The sequence below is a fragment of the Thioclava sp. F36-6 genome, assembly GCF_002020305.1.
Lineage (GTDB): Bacteria > Pseudomonadota > Alphaproteobacteria > Rhodobacterales > Rhodobacteraceae > Thioclava > Thioclava sediminum.
This window is the reverse complement of sequence record NZ_MPZX01000002.1, coordinates 392,078-410,887: the sequence shown is the minus strand read 5'-3', so window position 1 is coordinate 410,887 and position 18,810 is coordinate 392,078. Positions and strand designations below refer to the sequence as shown.

16 protein-coding genes are annotated in these 18,810 nt (G+C 59.3%); 15 read left to right on the top strand and 1 reads right to left on the bottom strand.

The annotated features are described in order from the left end of the window. Positions 1–63: 63 nt before the first annotated feature. A complete protein-coding gene (locus BMI88_RS19530; RefSeq protein WP_146673529.1) occupies positions 64–513 on the bottom strand; it encodes a hypothetical protein in 450 nt (149 codons plus the stop codon). Positions 514–882: 369 nt separating this feature from the next. Here BMI88_RS19530 and BMI88_RS09020 point away from each other — a divergent pair, with 369 nt between their 5' ends. The 15 genes from BMI88_RS09020 (at position 883) to BMI88_RS08955 (ending at position 18,795) form a co-directional block, all read left to right on the top strand. Then, positions 883–2,163 carry a serine protease gene (locus BMI88_RS09020; protein ID WP_246831889.1) on the top strand — a complete coding sequence of 427 codons (1,281 nt, stop codon included), beginning with the start codon at positions 883–885 and terminating at the stop codon, positions 2,161–2,163. Positions 2,164–2,264: 101 nt separating this feature from the next. Next, the gene (locus tag BMI88_RS09015; protein ID WP_078547932.1) at positions 2,265–4,286 is read left to right on the top strand and encodes a class I SAM-dependent DNA methyltransferase; all 2,022 of its coding nucleotides are present in this window, start codon (positions 2,265–2,267) and stop codon (positions 4,284–4,286) included. Continuing rightward, positions 4,283–5,638 carry a restriction endonuclease subunit S gene (locus tag BMI88_RS09010; protein WP_078547930.1) on the top strand — a complete coding sequence of 452 codons (1,356 nt, stop codon included), beginning with the start codon at positions 4,283–4,285 and terminating at the stop codon, positions 5,636–5,638. Before BMI88_RS09015 ends, BMI88_RS09010 begins: the two co-directional genes overlap by 4 nt. Further along, positions 5,635–6,018, top strand: coding sequence for a DUF4160 domain-containing protein (locus BMI88_RS09005; protein WP_078547928.1), 384 nt, complete (start codon positions 5,635–5,637; stop codon positions 6,016–6,018). Before BMI88_RS09010 ends, BMI88_RS09005 begins: the two co-directional genes overlap by 4 nt. Next, positions 6,015–7,070: a restriction endonuclease gene (locus BMI88_RS09000; RefSeq protein WP_078547926.1), complete on the top strand. Its 1,056-nt coding sequence runs from the start codon at positions 6,015–6,017 to the stop codon at positions 7,068–7,070. The genes BMI88_RS09005 and BMI88_RS09000 overlap by 4 nt, the downstream gene beginning before the upstream one ends. 2 nt (positions 7,071–7,072) lie before the next feature. Then, positions 7,073–7,681 (top strand): hypothetical protein, encoded by a 609-nt coding sequence (locus BMI88_RS19525; RefSeq protein WP_146673528.1) that lies wholly within the window; start codon positions 7,073–7,075, stop codon positions 7,679–7,681. A 7-nt stretch (positions 7,682–7,688) separates the two neighbouring features. Beyond that, a complete protein-coding gene (locus BMI88_RS08995; protein ID WP_078547924.1) occupies positions 7,689–10,652 on the top strand; it encodes a DEAD/DEAH box helicase family protein in 2,964 nt (987 codons plus the stop codon). A 536-nt stretch (positions 10,653–11,188) separates the two neighbouring features. Continuing rightward, positions 11,189–12,349, top strand: coding sequence for a transporter substrate-binding domain-containing protein (locus BMI88_RS08990; protein ID WP_078547922.1), 1,161 nt, complete (start codon positions 11,189–11,191; stop codon positions 12,347–12,349). After that, positions 12,346–13,002, top strand: a complete 657-nt coding sequence (locus tag BMI88_RS08985) for an ANTAR domain-containing protein (protein ID WP_078547920.1) — start codon at positions 12,346–12,348, stop codon at positions 13,000–13,002. The genes BMI88_RS08990 and BMI88_RS08985 overlap by 4 nt, the downstream gene beginning before the upstream one ends. Positions 13,003–13,043: 41 nt before the next feature. Continuing rightward, positions 13,044–14,279 (top strand): urea ABC transporter substrate-binding protein, encoded by a 1,236-nt coding sequence (locus tag BMI88_RS08980; protein ID WP_078520575.1) that lies wholly within the window; start codon positions 13,044–13,046, stop codon positions 14,277–14,279. A gap of 105 nt (positions 14,280–14,384) precedes the next feature. Continuing rightward, positions 14,385–15,257 carry a branched-chain amino acid ABC transporter permease gene (locus tag BMI88_RS08975; protein WP_078520226.1) on the top strand — a complete coding sequence of 291 codons (873 nt, stop codon included), beginning with the start codon at positions 14,385–14,387 and terminating at the stop codon, positions 15,255–15,257. Position 15,258: 1 nt separating this feature from the next. Further along, entirely contained in the window at positions 15,259–16,329 is a 1,071-nt protein-coding gene (locus BMI88_RS08970; protein WP_078520225.1) for an ABC transporter permease, read from the top strand. Beyond that, entirely contained in the window at positions 16,329–17,045 is a 717-nt protein-coding gene (locus BMI88_RS08965) for an ABC transporter ATP-binding protein (RefSeq protein WP_078520224.1), read from the top strand. The genes BMI88_RS08970 and BMI88_RS08965 overlap by 1 nt, the downstream gene beginning before the upstream one ends. After that, the gene (locus BMI88_RS08960; protein WP_078520223.1) at positions 17,038–17,751 is read left to right on the top strand and encodes an ABC transporter ATP-binding protein; all 714 of its coding nucleotides are present in this window, start codon (positions 17,038–17,040) and stop codon (positions 17,749–17,751) included. Before BMI88_RS08965 ends, BMI88_RS08960 begins: the two co-directional genes overlap by 8 nt. A gap of 45 nt (positions 17,752–17,796) precedes the next feature. Beyond that, entirely contained in the window at positions 17,797–18,795 is a 999-nt protein-coding gene (locus BMI88_RS08955; protein WP_078541792.1) for an acetamidase/formamidase family protein, read from the top strand. Positions 18,796–18,810 lie beyond the last annotated feature (15 nt).

Genomic DNA, 18,810 nt, shown 5'->3' with positions numbered 1-18,810 from the left:
TGAAGACGTGGGAGGGCTCTTTGGCCCTCCCCATTCGAAGCGACGATTGCCCGTGGCGGGTGTTCAGCGTCCAATATGCTGACGCATCCTACTCATGATTTTCCCTGTCCAACCATCTCCGGTCACATCACCGCTGAAGCCAGTGTCTTTCGAACCTTCGACCTGCACGAGGACACGGATGCCAGCCGGTGTCGGTTTGTAGTAGATGCCAGCGATCACATTCCAGTCGTGGAGGGTGATGCCATGTTCACCGGTGACGCGTCGAGCCGATCTGTCTGCCGATCTGAGGGCAAAGCCAGTTTCACCTAGAGCCAACTTCGCAGCGTCATAGACCTGTTCTTCGCTCGCATTGCGGAAGAGCGCGGTTTCTCGATAGGAAGACCAGCCTACTTTTCCCTCCGGTGCTGAGAAATCCGCGTCTAAACTGCTTGAGGGCAACATGCTCTGTGAGGCGCAACCAGACAATGCGACCGTTGTGGCAATCAAGAATACTTTTGAAATTCGCTTGAACATTACCCCTCCAAACTTGGCTGCTCGACGAATTAGCGCCAAGATCGCGAATTAAACAACCCGGCGACGGCATATCAGCCGCAATTTCTACGGATTGGCTGTGCGCATCCGCGTTTGAGGATTTTGCCCCGGAGGCCTGAATGATCGGTTTTCTTGACCGAACACAGCCGCTGAGCCATTCTTATCTAGGATTGGTGGAGTTATTCGATGCGTGCACTTTTAAGTGCTGGTCTTCTGATATTCTTAGGAGTCTGTTCGGCGAGTGCTTGGACGAGAAGCGAACTCGTCGAGCCCTTTCGCGCTAGTGATCTGACCTCCCAGGAAGTCCGGTTTCTTCAAGCAGCTCTCGCGCTAGACGGTTCTTACTTGGGCATGATCGATGGCAAATGGGGGGCCGGAAGTGCGAGCGCTCTACAGGCCTACGCTCGTAAGAGCGGCATCGACTTTAACGCAGGTGAGCTGCCCAACCTCGCGCCGGTGGCTTTGGTGGTCGACGAGATAAAGACGATCTCGGATGGTGGCTGGTCACGCTACTACTTCGATTTTGCCGATTTATCCTTCCTGTCGCCACAGAAGACTATGTCTTCGCATGTCAGCGCGAACGGTCTCAATCTCGATTTTGACGACAGCGCTTCGACCTTGTCGATATCTTTGACTTCAGGGGATATCGGCCGAGCAGTTGCTATGCACCGCTACGCGCTCGATACCTCAGTTTCTAACCTCTACACGGTGCGCAAGGATCATCTGCTGATTACGTCAGCTCGCGTATCTGGAGGGAAGACACTCTACGTGCGCTCTGATCGCATACGCGTTGGAGAATGGTCGACAATCCTTGTGTCCGCTCGAGATCGCGATGCTGGTCGTTTGGCGTTGGTTACGGCGTCAATTCTCCCCCATCGAGGCACTGAACTGGATCTTCCGGAGTATGGCGAGCTTTACACTGGGGTTATGGCGTTTCTCGATGAGGCCAAGGATCTCAGCCTTAAGCCGCGAGTTGGCGAGGGCACTGTTGGTGAAAAACCTCCCGCTCCCCCTGGAGAAGACGAGGGCGGGACCGGCACGGGCTTTGCAGTCGCTCCCGACGGAAAGATTCTGACCAACAATCACGTCGCAGGGGATTGTCGCAAGATCACCGTGGACGGCTCGCCTGCAAAACTGATTGGAAAGGATGAGGATTTCGATCTCGCATTGGTGCAGATCGAGAACGTCACCGGCCTGAAGAGTGTTACCTTCGCGGCCAAGCCTGCGAGCTTGAACGCAGATGTCACGATCGCAGGATATCCCCTCGCTGGCTTGCTGAGCGGTCTGAATGTCACGCGCGGCTCAGTTACGAGCATCAAAGGGCTTGGCGGTGACGGAAGCCGTATGCAGATCTCCGCGCCGGTGCAGCCCGGGAACTCGGGTGGTCCGGTCGTCGATGCACACGGCCATGTCGTCGGGGTCGTCGTGTCGAAGCTAGACGCGAAACTTGTGCAGGACGCGATCGGGGATATCCCGCAGAATGTGAACTTCGCCATCCGGGGAGAGATTGCGAAACTGTTTCTTTACCAGAACGGCGTGACGCCTCGGACGAGCGACGCAGGCGAGCAGATAGCTCCAGAGCAGATGGGCAAGATGCTGACGTCCGTTACCCATTTCATCACCTGCGAATAGGGGGGGCAACGCTTGGAAGGGGCTGTAGCGGCTGATCGTCCGAATTGTTCTTGCACCCAAGGATGCCTACTCCCATCCTGCGCGTGAATTTCGAGGGATCTATGAGCAACAACGACATCAAGAGCTTAAGCAGTTTCGTCTGGTCAATTGCCGAACTTCTTCGCGGCGACTTCAAGCAATCCGAATATGGCAAGGTGGTGCTGCCTTTCGTGGTCCTGCGCCGTCTGGACTGCATCCTTGAGGCGAGCAAGCCTGATGTGCTTGCCATGGCCGAGAGCCTGCCCGCGGACATGGACGATGACGCGCGCGACACGCTTCTCTCCGGTGTCGTGGGGCAGAACATCCGGCTCTACAACCTGTCCCGCTTCACCTTCGCCTCGCTCAAAGGGCAGGACGCGAAGGACATCCACAAGAACCTGATCGACTACATCACGAAATTCTCGGGCAACGTCCGGGACATCTTCCTCGACAAGTTCCTGTTCACCGATCAGCTCAAGCGCCTCAACGACGCCGGGCTGCTCTACCAGGTCTTCGACCGCTTCACCCAGATCGACCTGCACCCGGACGCCATCTCGAACATCGAGATGGGCTATCTCTTCGAAGACCTGATCCGTCGTTTCTCGGAGATCTCGAACGAAACCGCCGGGGAACACTACACCCCGCGCGAGGTGATCCGCCTCATCGTCTCGCTTCTCCTGGTCAACGACAAGGAAGCCCTGACCGGCAGCGGCGTCATCCGGCAGGTCTATGATCCAGCGGCAGGCACGGGCGGGATGCTCTCGATTGCCGAGATGGAGATGAAGGATCTCAACGACCGCATCCGGGTCGAGCTATTCGGTCAGGAGCTGAACCCGGAGTCCTTCGCGATCTGTAAATCCGACATGCTGGTGACCGGGCATAATCCCGAGAACATCGCTTTCGGCAATACGCTGACCCAGGACGCGCACCAAGGCAAACGCTTCCACTACATGCTCTCCAATCCGCCCTATGGAGTTGACTGGAAGAAATACGCAGACCCGATCAAGGACGAGGCCGCCGATCTTGGCATGGAAGGCCGCTTCGGTGCGGGCTTGCCCCGGATCTCGGACGGGCAGCTCCTGTTCCTGCAGCACATGATTTCCAAGATGCGCAATGACGAGCAAGGCTCGCGCATCGGGATCGTCATGAACGGCTCCCCCCTCTTCACCGGCGGCGCTGGTTCAGGCGAGAGCGAGATCCGCCGCTGGATGCTGGAAAACGACTGGGTCGAGGCGATCATCGCGCTGCCGACCGACCTCTTCTACAACACCGGGATCCAGACCTATGTCTGGCTGCTCACCAACCGCAAGGACAAGGACCGACGCGGCAAGGTCCAGCTGATCGATGCGAGCGGCGAGCGGTTCTGGAAATCGATGCGCAAGTCGCTCGGCTCGAAACGGCGTGAGATCCCACAGGAGGCCACCGAAGAGATCGCGCGGATCTACCACGACATGCTCAACGGCAATTCGGACTGGGCTGACGTGTCGAAGATTTTTGAAACCACTGATTTCGGCTACCGCGAAATCCGGGTCGAACGACCGCTCAAGCTGGCCTTCTCGGTCACACCCGAGGGGCTGGAGGCGCTGCGCGAGGCCAAGCCCTTCGCTAAGCTCGACGAGGATGAGCAGGCGGGCGTTCTAGAGGCGCTAGAGAGGCTTCCGAGAGGTGAGCGCTGGGTATCTCGCTATAAGTTCGAGAAGTCGCTCAGCGACGCTCTGCGGGCCGCTGGCGTGAAGCTGGGGGCGCCGGTGAAGAAGGCGATCCTGTCTGCGCTCTCGGAGCGCGACGAAGACGCCGAGGTCTGCACCGACAAGAACGGTAATCCTGAAGCTGACACCGATCTGCGCGATCACGAGCTGGTGCCGCTGAACGAGGACTGGCGCGCCTATGTGAAGCGCGAGGTTCTGCCCTTTGTGCCGGATGCCTGGGTGGACGAGAGCTACACCGACGCCCAGGATGGCGGCGTCGGGCGTGTCGGATATGAGATCAACTTCAACCGCTACTTCTACAAATACGTGCCCCCGAGACCGCTCGAGGAAATCGACGCCGAGTTGAAGGTGCTGGAAGCCGAGATCGCAGGCCTGCTGCAGGAGGTGGTCGAGTGAGGCTGGATGTCATTGACAACCACCGCTCGCGGTTCGTGCCTGTCGCACCGGGTTGGCGCCAACGTAAGATGCGGTTCGCTGTGAAGCGCTACCAAACCAAGAAGAACAAGGATGAAAATCCGACGGTGCTTTCGCTCACCAAGACAGGACTGAAGGTAAAGACCGATCTCGCGTTTGGAAAATCCACCGAGAACTATATAGGGCACCAGATTGTCGAGCGAGGTCAGTTTGTCTTCACGCCACGAGACTTCGACGCGACGCCAATACTTTGCGGTGTTGCTGATACTCCCGGATGCATCAGCAACCTTTACATCGTGTTCGATGTTTCAGCTCAGATCGATGCGAGGTTCCTCGAATATTACTTCTGGGGTTTGAAGCATGGTTTCGAGTTCTTCGAGAAACTATCCTTCGGGATGCGATATTCGTTCAACCGAATGCAGTTCGAGAACATCCCGCTTCTGTATCCCGATCTCTCAACCCAACGCCAGATCGCCGACTTTCTGGACCGTGAGACCGCAAGAATAGACCTGCTGATCGAGAAAAAGCAGCGGTTGGTGGCGTTGGTGGGAGAACAACGTTCTGCCGCGATTTCTTCTGCCGTCACTGTGGGTTTGGCCGACGGCGCCGATTTGGTCCCCACAAATTCGCAGTATCTTCCTCATGTGCCTGCGACCTGGCGCGTCTGGCGGCTTAAACATCTTGCTGAGATACGCGGTGGCCTGACGCTTGGCAGAACGATCCCAGACGACGTCGAAACAACTCTGACACCATACATGCGCGTTGCAAACGTTCAGGCAGGTTGGTTGGACCTGGGCGATGTTGCCGAGATACCTGTGACCAAACTTGAGAAACAAAGATACCGGCTGCAGGGAGGTGATGTTCTAATGAATGAAGGCGGCGACAACGACAAGCTTGGTCGTGGCGCAGTCTGGAAGTCCGAGATCGAAACTTGCGTTCATCAGAACCACGTCTTCGCGGTTCGTCCTCATGACATTCGATATTCAGACTGGATCTCGTTGGCGACGAACGCCCGCTATGCGCGCGACTTCTTCTTTCTGCACTCCAATCAGAGCACCAATCTCGCGTCCATTTCGAAAACAAACCTTGCGCGTTTCCCTGTCGCCGTGCCCCCTTTTGATGAAATGCGGACGACGCTGAACGCTCTTCGGCTGCGCGCCGGCAAACTTGATCGTATCACCGAGAAAACGAGCGTCTCCATCGACCGCCTCAAAGAATACCGCTCCGCCCTGATCACCGCCGCTGTCACGGGTCAGATTGACGTTGCGACTTATGCCAGATCTGGCACCCCCGACAGCCACCTCGACACCATTCAAGAGGAGATGGGTGCATGACGGAATATGCGGTCAGCGTGCCGGAAGAAATTGAAGATGAATTGTCCAAGAGTTTCGCATCTGGGCGGATCATCGAGTTCACCGAGCAAGGTGAATACGTCGAACTGAAGAAAGTTCAAGTCGACCGTCTAGGCGGATTGAAGATCGAAATATTCTCTAACGAACATCCACCACCGCATTTCCGCGTCAAGTTTCAGGGTTCCACGGCGAACTATAGCATTAGCGACTGCCAGCGGATCAACGGAAGCGGCGAAGTGGTTCGCTTCGAAAACAACATCTACAAGTGGTGGAAGTCAAACAAGCGGAAACTCATCGACATTTGGAACGAGCGCCGACCCTCAGACTGTCCCGTCGGTGAATATCGGGAGGCAACAACATGAAACGTCTCTGGAAAGTCGCTCTCGGTAAGAACGGTGAATACGAAGCAGGCGCCTTTGCAAAGAGCGTCCTGACGGTCGACTTCAACATCCATTCCGACATTTCCCATGCCAAGGATCGCGACGGTTTGATCGCTGTCATGGAGACCGCGTTCCCTGACGCGAAGCACAAAACGCACCTGAACTTTGCCGCGCAGATGAACCAGTTCATCAACGTCATCCAGATCGACGATCTCATCATCTGCCCGGTCAAGACCTCTAGCACGATCTCCATCGCTCGCGTCACGGGTGACTACAAACCCGACCCTGAGACGGGCAGTCCAACCCGCGCCGTCCAATGGTTGAAGACCGATTTGCCACGCGACACGTTCAAGCAAGACCTGCTCTACAGTTTCGGTGCGTTCATGACAGTCTGCGAGATCAGTCGGAACAATGCCCTTGCCCGCGTGGAACAGGTGATCGCCGCGGGCAAAGACCCCGGAGACGGGACCACACCCTCAACAAAACCTCTCGCGCCTGTCCCTGACGCGGACACCGTGTCCGACGCCGCCTCTGAGGCGATGGTCGATCTCGACCAGATCGCCCGCGATCAGATCGAGAAACGCATCGCGTCGGTGTTCACCGGGCATGACCTGACAACACTCGTTGCAGCTATCCTGCAAGCACAGGGCATGAAGGTTCGTGTTTCGCCACCCGGTGCCGATGGTGGCATCGATCTCGTTGCAGGCAGTGGTCCCCTAGGTCTCGAAAGTCCCCGTATCGTTGCGCAAGTGAAATCCGGGACGATCACGGTGCAACATCCTGACCTGCAAGGTCTGATCGGATCAGTTCAGGACACACAGGCAGACTATGGTCTATTAGTCAGTTGGAACGGGTTCACGCCGCCTGTCCGCAAACGCCTGAACGAACTCTATTTCCGCGTTAGGTTCTGGGGGCGGCAGGAGATCGTCGATAATCTCTTCTCGGTCTATGAGGAGCTACCCGAAGCGATCCGCGCAGAACTGCCCCTTCGCCGAACATGGACCCTCGTGCCTGATGAAGGAGAGGACGGGTAATCGTGGAAATCAGGGACGAACACTACGAATGGGCAGCGATTCATAGATTTGGGAAGATGCTCAACTCTCCTCACCCTACGTTCAAAACGACCCATACCTACTCTACATTCACGGCAATCCTTTGCTGGACCACGCAAAGAATACGAACGTGTCCAATCCGCCCAGATAAAGATATCTATGCGCGCGTTCCCCCCGAAGATGACCCGAACTTCGAAGTCTTTGATGCGATACAGATTGCGCTTCATAATGAATGTATTGAGGGATTCTTTGGAAAGTTACCTAAGGCGACAGGCAATCTAAACACGCTAACGTTGGAAGATGACGAGGGTAATCCGATTTCTGCCTTGGCATTCTTGGTATCTCTTAGAAATGCAGTCGCTCATGGCGATGGAAGAAGTGTCAAACCAGTAAATCGCCCCAAGCAGTTAGTTGGATTCGAGTTCCCGTTATCAAATCCGCGCGGTTTTCCGGCATGGTCCAGCGTGACGCAATTGAACCGCAGCGCTCAAGTGCAGATCGCGGGCAAAATGGTCGACGTGTTTTGCGAGAGGTTCCGCGAACAACACACTGCTAGCGAAAGTGATCTCGCAACCATCGGTGAAAGCGAGTGAAACAATTATGACTACCACCCACACCACCGCCGACATCCACCAAGAGAAGGTCTTCGAGGCGCATATCGTCTCCTGCCTCAACACTAATCAGGGGTATCTCGAACGCACCTGCGCGACCCATTATGACGTCGCCCATGCGCTCGACACCGAGTTGCTGTTCCGCTTCCTCAGGACGACGCAACCCGACGCCTGGAAGGTGCTGGAGGATCACTACAGCGCGCAGGCCGAGGCGGAGGTTCTCAAGCGTCTCGACAAGGCGCTGAAGGAGAACCCGACCCACGTCGTGCTGCGCGCGGGCATCAAGCTGGTGCCGAACATCCGCTTCGCGCTGTGCTTTTTCAAACCCGCATCGAACCTGAACCCGGATCTGACGCGGCTCTATGAGGCGAATATCCTCTCGGTGATGCGCCAGGTGACTTATTCGGCAAAGAACAAGAACGCCCTCGATCTGGTGACCTTCGTCAATGGCATTCCGGTCACGACGCTCGAAGTGAAGAACCTCCTGACCAGCCAGAACGTCAAACATGCCGAGAAGCAATACCGGAAGGATCGGTCGCCTGCGGGTGAGCCGCTGCTGACCTTCAAGCGCGGCGCCATCGTTCATTTCGCGTTGGATCAGGACAATGTGTCGATGACCACGCGGCTGATGAACGGCAAGACGCGGTTTCTGCCCTTCAACCGCGGACGCGATGGCGGTGCTGGAAACCCGGATGTGCCAGGCGAGAACCGCGTCGCCTATCTCTACAAAGATCTGCCCGACGGAAAGGCCGTCTTCTCGCGCGAGGTGCTTCTCGATCTGATCGGCCGTTTCATCCACCTCGAACGGGGTGACGGCAAAGAGGTGCTAATCTTCCCGCGCTTCCAGCAGCTCGATGCGGTGCGCAAGGTGCTAGCCGACGCAAAGGCCCAAGGCCCAGGGCAGAACTACCTGATCCAGCACAGTGCAGGGTCGGGCAAGTCGAACACGATCGCTTGGACCGCGCATCAGGTCATCAACCTGCATGACGGGAACGACCAGCCGCTCTTCGACACAGCGATCATCGTAACGGATCGCCTGGTTCTGGACCGGCAGCTTCAGAATACCATTGGTGGGTTCGCGCAGACTGAAGGCGTGGTGAAGAAGATCGACGGCACGTCCCGCGATCTAAAAGACGCGATCATCAAGGGTGCGCGGATCATCATCACGACCATCCAGAAGTTCGGCACTGAGCATCTGGCGACGATTTCGGGACAGGCCGGAAAGAACTTCGCGGTGATCATCGACGAGGCGCATTCCTCGCAGTCCGGGAAGGCGGCTCAGGCGATGACTGACGCGCTCACCCGCGATGACACCAGCCCCGAGGATATCGAGGACCTCGTGCTGGCGTTCCAGAAAGCGCGCGGCCCGCAGAAGAACATCTCGTTCCTTGCCTTCACCGCGACCCCGCGCAACGTCACCCTGGAGCGCTTCGGTCGCGTCGGATCCGATGGCAAACCGCATCCGTTCCACCTCTATTCGATGCGGCAGGCGATCGAGGAAGGGTTCATTCTGGACGTGCTCCAGAACTATATGACCTACAAGGCCTACTATCAGCTCGAGAAGACGATCGAGGACGATCCGGCCTTCAAGGGCCGCAAGGCGCAAGCGCGCGTCGCCCGCTATGCCTCGTTGCACCCGACCGCGATTGACCAGAAGGTCGAGGTCATCGTCGAGCATTTCCGCCGCCACGTCGCGCGGGAGCTTGAGGGCAAGGCGAAGGCGATGATCGTCACGCAGAGCCGCGAGCACGCGCTGCGCTATTGGCAGCGTCTGAACGACTATATCGCAAGCAAGGGCTATTCCGATCTCAAGGCGCTCGTCGCGTTCTCCGGCGATCTGAAGGTCGATGGGAATGAGTGGACCGAAGCGACTGCGAACGGCTTCGCCGAAACCGAGTTGCCGAAGAAGTTCGCCACAGATGCCTATCAGGTCCTCGTGGTCGCCGAGAAATATCAGACTGGCTTCGACCAGCCGAAGCTGGTCGCGATGTATGTCGACAAGAAGCTGGCGGGCCTTCAGGCCGTGCAAACGCTCGCGCGTTTGAATCGAACCTATCCCGGCAAGGACCGCACCTTCGTGCTCGATTTCCAGAACACGATGGAGGACATCAAGGAAGCCTTCGCTCCGTTCTTCGAGGCGACGGCCCTCGAAGAACGAACGGATCTCAATCAGGTCTACGATCTCGAACAGCGGATCTCCAATTCGACCTACATCGACAAGGAAGAGATCGAGCGTTTTGCCGATCAGTTCTTCAAGGGTGACCTGACCGAACAGGATCGTCTTGTTCTGGAGGGGACCGTGCGGCTCGCTGTCGAGCGCTTCTTGCTCGACGAGGATGAGGCGCAGAAAGAGGAATTCCGGCAGCTCTTGAGGAGCTTCCAGCGCTTCTACGCCTTCGTCGCTCAGGTCGTAAACCTCAACGATGCCTGGCTAGAAAAGCTCTATGCTTACAGTTCCTGGCTCTCTCGCTTGCTTCCATCGCGTGACGTCCCGGCCGATATCACAGTATCGGACGATATGCTCAACCTGGCAGCCTTCAAGCTTCAGAAAGGCGAGGAGGGAAACGCGTCCCTGACTGCAGGCGACACCACGACCCTGCAGCCGATCTCCGAGTTCGGCGCCAATCCTTACACGGAAGAAGAAGAGCGCTCTCTCTCGGAGATCATCGACGCGTTCAATGATCGACACGGGACCAAGTTCTCGCGCGAAGACTTTCTGCGCTTCGAACGTGTCACCCGTGACGTCATGGATGACGACATGACCGAGATGATGCGCAACAATCCGGCGGACGTGGTCTACAACGCGTTTTCTCAGGCGTTCTTCCAGCAGATGGTGAAGATGTTCCAGCAGGATAACGAGATGAGGAATATCGTCATGACCGACAAGGACGCGCGCGAGCAAGCAACACGCCACTTCTTCAAGCGTGCGCAGAGGCAAGCGCGAAATGGTTGACCTCGTCCAAGCATTTTCTCCAATGCTCCGATCTGGGGAGAAATCTGCTGCACAATTTGCTGCACATTTTGCTGCACGCAATGCTGCGAGGCTTTCCTAAGTGGTTGTTTTTATTTCCGCATACGTGACCCAATTTCTCGGTTGACCGGACACCTCCTCCGCCAGCGCATCGTGTCCATGCCCAAGAACGACCCCGTCGCACGTCGGCGAAGCCTCCGCCCGCACGCAATGACCGCTCACTCTCCGGACATCACAGCTTCAGGGAAGGCGAGACTTGCCTGAGCATCCGGGTTGCGCTCAATTTGCGGGCAGTCTGCTTTGGGAACAGCTTCAATAACGTGCATGTGTGAGCTCAAGAAGGGGGCGGCCACGGCGAAGTAACATGTCTATTGACACCTTCGTGATCGATTCCCTAGCTTGAGGTAAGCGCCGAGCAAATGTGCTCATCATGGCGCGTTGAACCCTCAGATATGTCGGCAATTCCGCCTCCAAAGCAGTTTCTGCTTCTGGGGGTTTTTGTCGTTGGAAGATCGAAAATGACACGTCTCGACCTACAGATCGGCCTGCTTTTCTCGACCACCGGCGCATATGGCAGAGTGGCGCATACTCAGCTCAACGGCGCGCAGCTTGCCTGCGACGAGATCAATGCGGACCCGACCGCGGCGGTCACGTTCCATCCCATCCATATCGATCCCGAGAGTGACCTGCACAAATACGCGCCGGCGGTTCAGAGCATGTTCGATCGCGGCATCCGCCATATCTGCGGCTGCTACACCTCGTCGAGCCGCAAGGAAGTGATCCCGCTCTTCGAGAAGCATGACGCGCTGCTGTGGTATCCGACCCATTACGAAGGCTTCGAGAGCTCGACAAACGTCATCTACACCGGTGCGGCGCCGAACCATCACATGTCGCCGCTCATCGATTTTCTCTGCGCCCGCTTCGGCCGCCGCGCCTATTGCATCGGCTCGAACTATATCTGGGGCTGGGAAAGCAACCGGGTGATGCGCGAGGAACTTCAGCGGCGCCGCGGCGAAGTGGTGGCGGAGCGGTATCTGCCGGTCGGCGAGACCGATATGGCCGCCATCATTGAGGAGATCCTCGAGACCAAGCCTGACTTCGTGTTCAACGCGCTGATCGGCGAGTCCTCTTACGCGTTCTTCCGCGCCTTCCGGGAGACCTGTGAGGCGCGCGGGATCGAGCAGACCACGCGCTTCCCCATCGCGAGCTGTAACCTCTCGGAGCCCGAGCTTCGCGCGATTGGCCCGGTCGGGGCGGATGGGCAGATCAGTTCCAGCGTCTATTTCTCTTCCCTTGCAGGCGAGCGCAACAAGCGCTTCGTCGAGGCCTATGGCAAAGCCTTCCCCGAGGGACCTGTCGTTTCCGCCGAAGCCGAAGCCGCTTATGTCGCCATTCATATGCTCGCGAAATCCATCGCCGATGCGGGCACCGCCGAAGTAGGTCCGGTGCTCGAAGCGGCCGCGGGTCAGGTTTTCGACGCGCCGCAAGGCCGGGTCACGATCGATCCCGAAACCTACCACGCCTCGCTCACGCCCCGCATCGGGCTGTCGCGCGCGGATTTCGAGTTCGACATCCTGCTCGAAGCGCCCGAACCCATCGCGGCCGACCCTTACCTTGTGTCCTCGACGACGACCTTTGAGCCGGCGGAGCGGCGCAGGAACGTGAGGGTGGTTCAATGAAGACACCCCGGATCGCGCAAAACTTCCGCGGCCGCAGGGCCGTCATCTTCACCACCGAGGGCCGCTCGCTGGGTATTCTCGAAACGACTTTGCGTCGGCTGGGGCTGGAGCCGGATACCTGTCCCGTCTCGCCGCGCCAGGTTTTCGAACTGCCCGAAGACCTGAGCCCGGAGGCCGACCTCGTCATCATCGACGGCGACCTGAACCTGCCACAGGCCTGGCCCGAGAGTTTCAACCTGTCGCCCCAGCATGCGCCGTGTCCGACGGTCGGGCTGGTCGGAACGGAAGCGCCGAGCCGTCTCAAGGCGATGCTCCAACTCGGGGCCGCGTCCTTCCTGCAAAAACCGATCCATAGCGGCGCCGTCTATTCCGCTCTCTATCTGGGCGTGAACGCGTTCGAGCAAATCGACGGCCTCAAGGCGAGCCTCGACGATATGGGCGAACGCCGCCGCAAACGGATTTACGTCATCAAGGCTGTCGCGGCGCTCATGCGCCAGCGCGGGCTTAACGAAGATGCCGCATATGACCTTCTGAGAAAGGAGAGCATGCGCGCGCGCGTCAGCGTCGAGGACCACTGCGAGTCCCTGATGCTGGCAAACCCGGACAGCGATCTCGATCGCGGTGAAACGAAAAAGAGGTGTCAGGCGCGCTAGCCCAGCAAGGCACCCGGAAAAACCTCAACAAGGAGTTGAAAATGACCAGGAAACTGATCAGCACCGCTTCGGTGCTCGCTACCCTATTGTCTTTTGCAGGGCCCGTGATGGCTCAGGACGCCGAGCCGATCAAGATCGGTGTGCTCGAAGACCAGTCGGGGGACTTCGCCCTCGCGACCATCGGCAAGGTGCATGGCATCCAGCTGGCCACCAAGGAAATCAACGACGCGGGCGGTATCGCCGGTCGTCCGATCGAACTGGTGACCTACGACACCCAGTCGGACAACACGCGCTATCAGGAATTCATGCGCCGCGTGCTGCAGCGCGACAAGGTGGACGTGGTCTTCGCGGGCTTCTCCTCGGCCTCGCGTGAAGCCTATCGCCCGATCGTCAACCAGTTCGACGGGCTGGCCTTCTACAACAACCAGTATGAAGGCGGCGTCTGCGACGCGAACATGATCGTCACCGGCGCGGTGCCGGAGCAGCAGTTCTCGACGCTGATCCCCTACATGATGGAGAAGTACGGCAAGAACGTCTACACCATCGCCGCCGACTACAACTTCGGTCAGATCTCGGCCGAATGGGTGCGCAACATCGTCAAGGACAATGGCGGCGAAATGGTGGGCGAAGAGTTCATCCCGCTCGGCGTGTCGCAGTTCTCGCAGACCATCCAGAACATTCAGGCCGCCAAGCCCGACTTCGTGGTGACGCTGCTCGTGGGCACGGCGCAGTCGTCCTATTACGAGCAGGCCGGTTCGGCGAATGTCGATCTGCCGATGGCGTCGTCCGTGAACGTGGGTCAGGGCTACGAGCATAAGCGCTTCACGCCCCCGAGCCTGAAGGACATGTATGCGACGGTGAACTATGTCGAGGAAATCGACACGCCGGAAAGCAAGGCCTTCGTCGAGAAGTTCCACGCGATGTTCCCCGACGAGCCCTACATCAACCAGGAAGCCGAGAACTCCTACGCGGCGGTCTATCTCTACAAGGAGATGGTCGAGAAAGCGGGCGGTTCGACCGCTCTGGAAGATGTTCGCGCCACGCTCGCCGATGGCAACCTGTGCTACGACGCGCCCGAGGGCGAGATGTGCATCGATCCGAAGAGCCAGCACACCTCGCACACGATCTATCTGGCCCATGTGCTCGAAGATCACTCGATCGAGTTCCCGAAGAAATGGGATGACATCAAGCCTTACTGGCTGGGCGATGTCGGCTGCGATCTGACCCAGAACGATCCGAGCGACCAGTACACCCCGTCGCACCTGCCGACGGAGTAATCCGACGCATCGCGGATGCGGGGCCCCTTGGCTCCGCATCCGTCCCCTCCCGGATTTTCCTGCCCGGATTTCCCTGAACGACGGCCACCAAGAAAGGGACGGTCTATGGAGTTCCTCTACTCTCTTTTCAGCTTCTTCTATCAGTTCGGAGACGCGTTCGCCTTCCTCGTGCTCAGCGCCTGCGGCCTCGCGGTGATCTTCGGCATGATGGGCGTGATCAACCTCGCGCATGGCGAGTTCATCCTCTGCGGCGCCTATGTCTCGACGAGCGCCACCCATATGGGCGTGCCCCTTCCGATCGCGATCGCGCTGGGCTCTCTGGCCGCCGGTATCGCCGGGATGATCGTCGAGGTCGTGGTGATCCGACCGCTCTACAAACGTCCCCTCGATACGATCGTGGCCACCTGGGGGATCTCGATGATCGTCACCCAAGGCACGCTGATCGTGCTGGGCACGACGATGGCCGGCAGCGGCACGCCCTTCGGCAGCTTCACCGTCGGCGACTATTCCTATTCGATCTATCGCATCGTGCTCGTGGTGATGGCGCTCGCGACGCTGGCCGCCTTGTGGCTGATGTTCACCAAGACGCGCTTCGGCATCCTTGCCCGCGCCACGATCCAGGTGCCGCATGTGGCCGAGGCGCTCGGGGTCAATACCAACCTGATCTACAGCCTGACCTTCGGTCTGGGCGCGGCGCTCGCGGGGCTTGCCGGTGGGCTTTATGCGCCGACGATGACGCTCGTGCCGACGATGGGGGCCGCCTTCATGGTCGAGGCTTTCGTGACCGTCGTCGTGGGCGGTGCAGACATCTTCCTCGGGACGGCGCCTGCCGCGGTCGTGCTTGGCTTCATCAAAGCGTCGCTGACCTCCTGGCAGGGCCAGCTTGCCGGTCAGATCGGCATGCTCATCGCCGTCATCATCGTGATCCGCATCCTGCCGCGCGGCATCAGCGGCAAGATCCTGAAAGAAAGGGCCTGACGTGAGCAGCGCATCCCGTTTCACTTCCATTCTGAAGCTCATCGAGGGGCCGCAAACCCTCGGCAAGGGACCGAAATTCTGGTCGGGCTTCACTGTCGTCCTGCTCGCCGCCTGCGCCTATCCGGCCTTTGCGGACAGCTACGACGTCGGCAATAACGTCTACTTCTTCAACTGGCTCTTCATGGCGATGGGGCTGAGCCTGATCTGGGGCTATGGCGGGGCGCTCAGCTTCGGCCAGACCGCCTTCTTCGGGGTCGCGGGCTACGCCTACGGGGTCCTGACGATCAACCTCGGCGACGCCTACGGCCTGACGCTGCTCTCGCTGGTGCTGGCGGTTGGCCTGAGCGCGCTCTTCGCGGCGATCCTTGGCTACTTTCTGTTCTTCGGGCGCATCAGCGGGGTGTTCCTCGGCATCGTGACGCTCTCAGTGACGCTGGTGCTCGAGCGCTTCATGGCGCAGACGGCGGGGCCCGAATGGGCGATCGGCAAGGCGCGTCTGAACGGCTTCAACGGCATGGGCGCGATGCCCTCGCTGACGATCCCGTGGCCGGGCGGCAATATCGTGCTCTACCCGGACGTGACCCTCTACTACGTCACGCTGGCGCTGCTGCTGGTCTGCTATCTCGGTCTGCGCATCCTCGTGAATTCGCGCTTCGGCAATGTCATCGTGGCGATCCGCGAGAACCCGATGCGCGCCGAGATGCTGGGTTATGACGTGCGCAAGTATCAGCTGGCGACCTTCGTGATCGGCTCCGCGCTCGCCGGGCTGTCGGGTGTGCTCTACACCTCCTGGGGCAACTACATCACGCCTGCCTCGATGGGGATGACGGCGGCCTCGCTGCCCATCGTCTGGGTCGCGGTCGGCGGACGCACGGACCTCACGACCACGATCATCGGCACGCTCGCGGTGCTGATGGTGTTCCAGTCGCTCACGATCTACGGCAGCCAATATGCGCTGATCGTGATGGGGACGCTCTTGGTGATCACCGTTCTGATCGCCCCGCGTGGCATCGTCATCGCGCTGCTCTCGCCCTTCATGCGCCGGAAATCCAAACTGGAAGGAGAGCGGTGATGGCCATTCTCGAAACACGCCAGCTCAACAAGCATTTCGGCGGGCTCCACGTCACGGGCAATGTCGATTTCGCGCTTCAGCCCGGAGAGATGCACTGCCTGATCGGTCCCAACGGGGCGGGCAAGAGCACCTTCTTCAAGCTGATCCTCGGCGAGCATCTGCCCGATAGCGGCGCGATCCTCTATGACGGCGAGGAGATCACCCGCGCGAAGCCGTTCGAGCGCATCCGCAAGGGGATCAGCGTTAAGTTTCAGGTGCCCGGCATCTTCAAGGAACTGAGCGTCCAGCAGAACCTGACGATCGCGCTTCAGCACCATGTCGCGCCCGAGATCCTGCAAGAAGAGATCGACCGGCTGCTGGAGTTCCTGAAACTCTCGCAGGACCGCAAGCAGCTCGCGGGCAATCTCAGCCATGGTCAAAAACAGTGGCTGGAGATCGGCATGGCGGTGGCGCTCAAGCCGCGTCTGCTGCTGCTGGACGAGCCGACCGCCGGGATGACGCCCGACGAGACTTTCGCCACCGGCGAGATGCTTCAGGAACTCAACCGCGAGGGCATGACCCTGCTGGCGGTGGAGCATGACATGGCCTTCGTGCGCCAGATCGCCCACCAGGTCACCGTGCTCCATTTCGGCAAGATTTTCGCGCAGGGCACCATCGACGAGATCACCGCCGATGAACGTGTCGCCGCCATTTATCTGGGAGAAGTCGATGCGTAAGGATGTCCTTCTCGACGTGATCGAACTCAATGCGGGCTACGGCGGCAAGCCGGTGCTGCAGGGCGTCGATTTTCAGGTCCGCGAGGGCGAGATCGTCGCGGTCATCGGGCGCAACGGGGTCGGCAAATCGACTCTGATGAAGACGCTGATCGGGCTGCTGTCGACCGACAAGGGGTCGATCAACCTCGACGGCGCGTCGATCGACCTGCTCTCGGCACATAAACGGGCGCGCAAGGGCATCGGCTATGTGCCGCAGGGCCGCGATGTCTTCCCGCGCATGACCGTGCTGGAGAACCTGCTCGTCGGCGAAAGCATCGCGGGCAAATCCACCCCCGGCAAGGTCGAAGAGATCTTTCGCTATTTCCCGATCCTCAAGGAGCGCGCCGATCAGCGCGCGGGCACGATGTCGGGCGGTCAGCAGCAGCAGCTCGCCATCGGGCGCGTGCTGATGGGCGATCCGTCGATGATCCTGCTCGACGAGCCGTCCGAGGGGATCCAGCCGAACATCGTGCAGGACATCGCGCGCATCATGGTCGAGTTGAACCGCGAGACCGGCGTGACCGTCGTCTTCGTGGAGCAGAATGTCGACATGATCCGGGCGATGGCGCAGCGCTGCTACGTCATGGACAAGGGCCGGATCGTCGCCGAACTCGACCGCGAGATGCTGCAGGACCGCGACACGATCCGACGATACCTGTCGGTCTGATCTCCCCGGAACAATCATGGAATTTGCAAGTAAAAGGAGCAACTTATGAGCTGGTTTGAAGAATCCATCATGGCGCGCAAGGGCGTGGCGAAAGGTCAGGCCCTCGAGAAACGCACGATCACCGAGGAAGAGCAGGGAAGCTATCCCTACATCTACACCGCCGGGATCGAGCCGGTCCTGACCGTCGATCCGGGCACCGTCGTCAGCGCCGAGACCCATGACGCGTTCGAAGGCGCGATCAAGTCGGAGACCGACAAGCCGACCGAGATCCTGAACTTTCCCTTCCTGAACCCGCAAAACGGCCCGATCTACGTGAACGGCGCCGAGAAGGGCGACACGATCGCGGTCTATATCGAGAGCATCGTGCCGCGCGGGCCGCAGCCGCGGGGCACCACGGTGATCATGCCCGAATTCGGCGGTCTGGTTCCCACCTTCGAGACTGCGCTCTTGACCGCGCCGCTGCCCGAGGTGGTGCGCAAGCTCGACATCACCGTCGAGGAAGGCACGAAGTGGAACGACAAGATCAGCCTGCCTTACGAGCCCTTCATCGGCACGATCGGCACGGCTCCGATTGCCGAGGCGATCTCCTCGCTGGTGCCGGATTATTACGGCGGCAACATGGACCTTCCCGATGTCGCGCCGGGCGCGGTCGTCTATCTGCCGGTGCAGACCGAGGGCGGCTATCTGTTCCTCGGGGATTGCCACGCAGCCCAGGGCGACGGCGAGCTTTGCGGCGTCGCGGTCGAGCACCCGACCGTCACCACCGTGCGCATCGACCTGATCAAGAACTGGACGATCAGCACGCCGCGTCTGGAGAACGAAGAGTTCTACATGACGGTCGGCTCGGCACGTCCGATGGAAGACGCCGCGCGCGGCGCTTACCGCGAGCTGATCCGCTGGATGGCCGCCGATTTCGGCTTCGACGAGATCGACGCCTACATGCTGCTGACCCAATGCGGGCGCGTGCGTCTCGGCAACATGGTCGACCCGAAATACACGGTCGGGGCCTCGGTCCTGAAGTCGATCGTCGGCATCGCCGAATGAGCTTAGGGCCGCGCC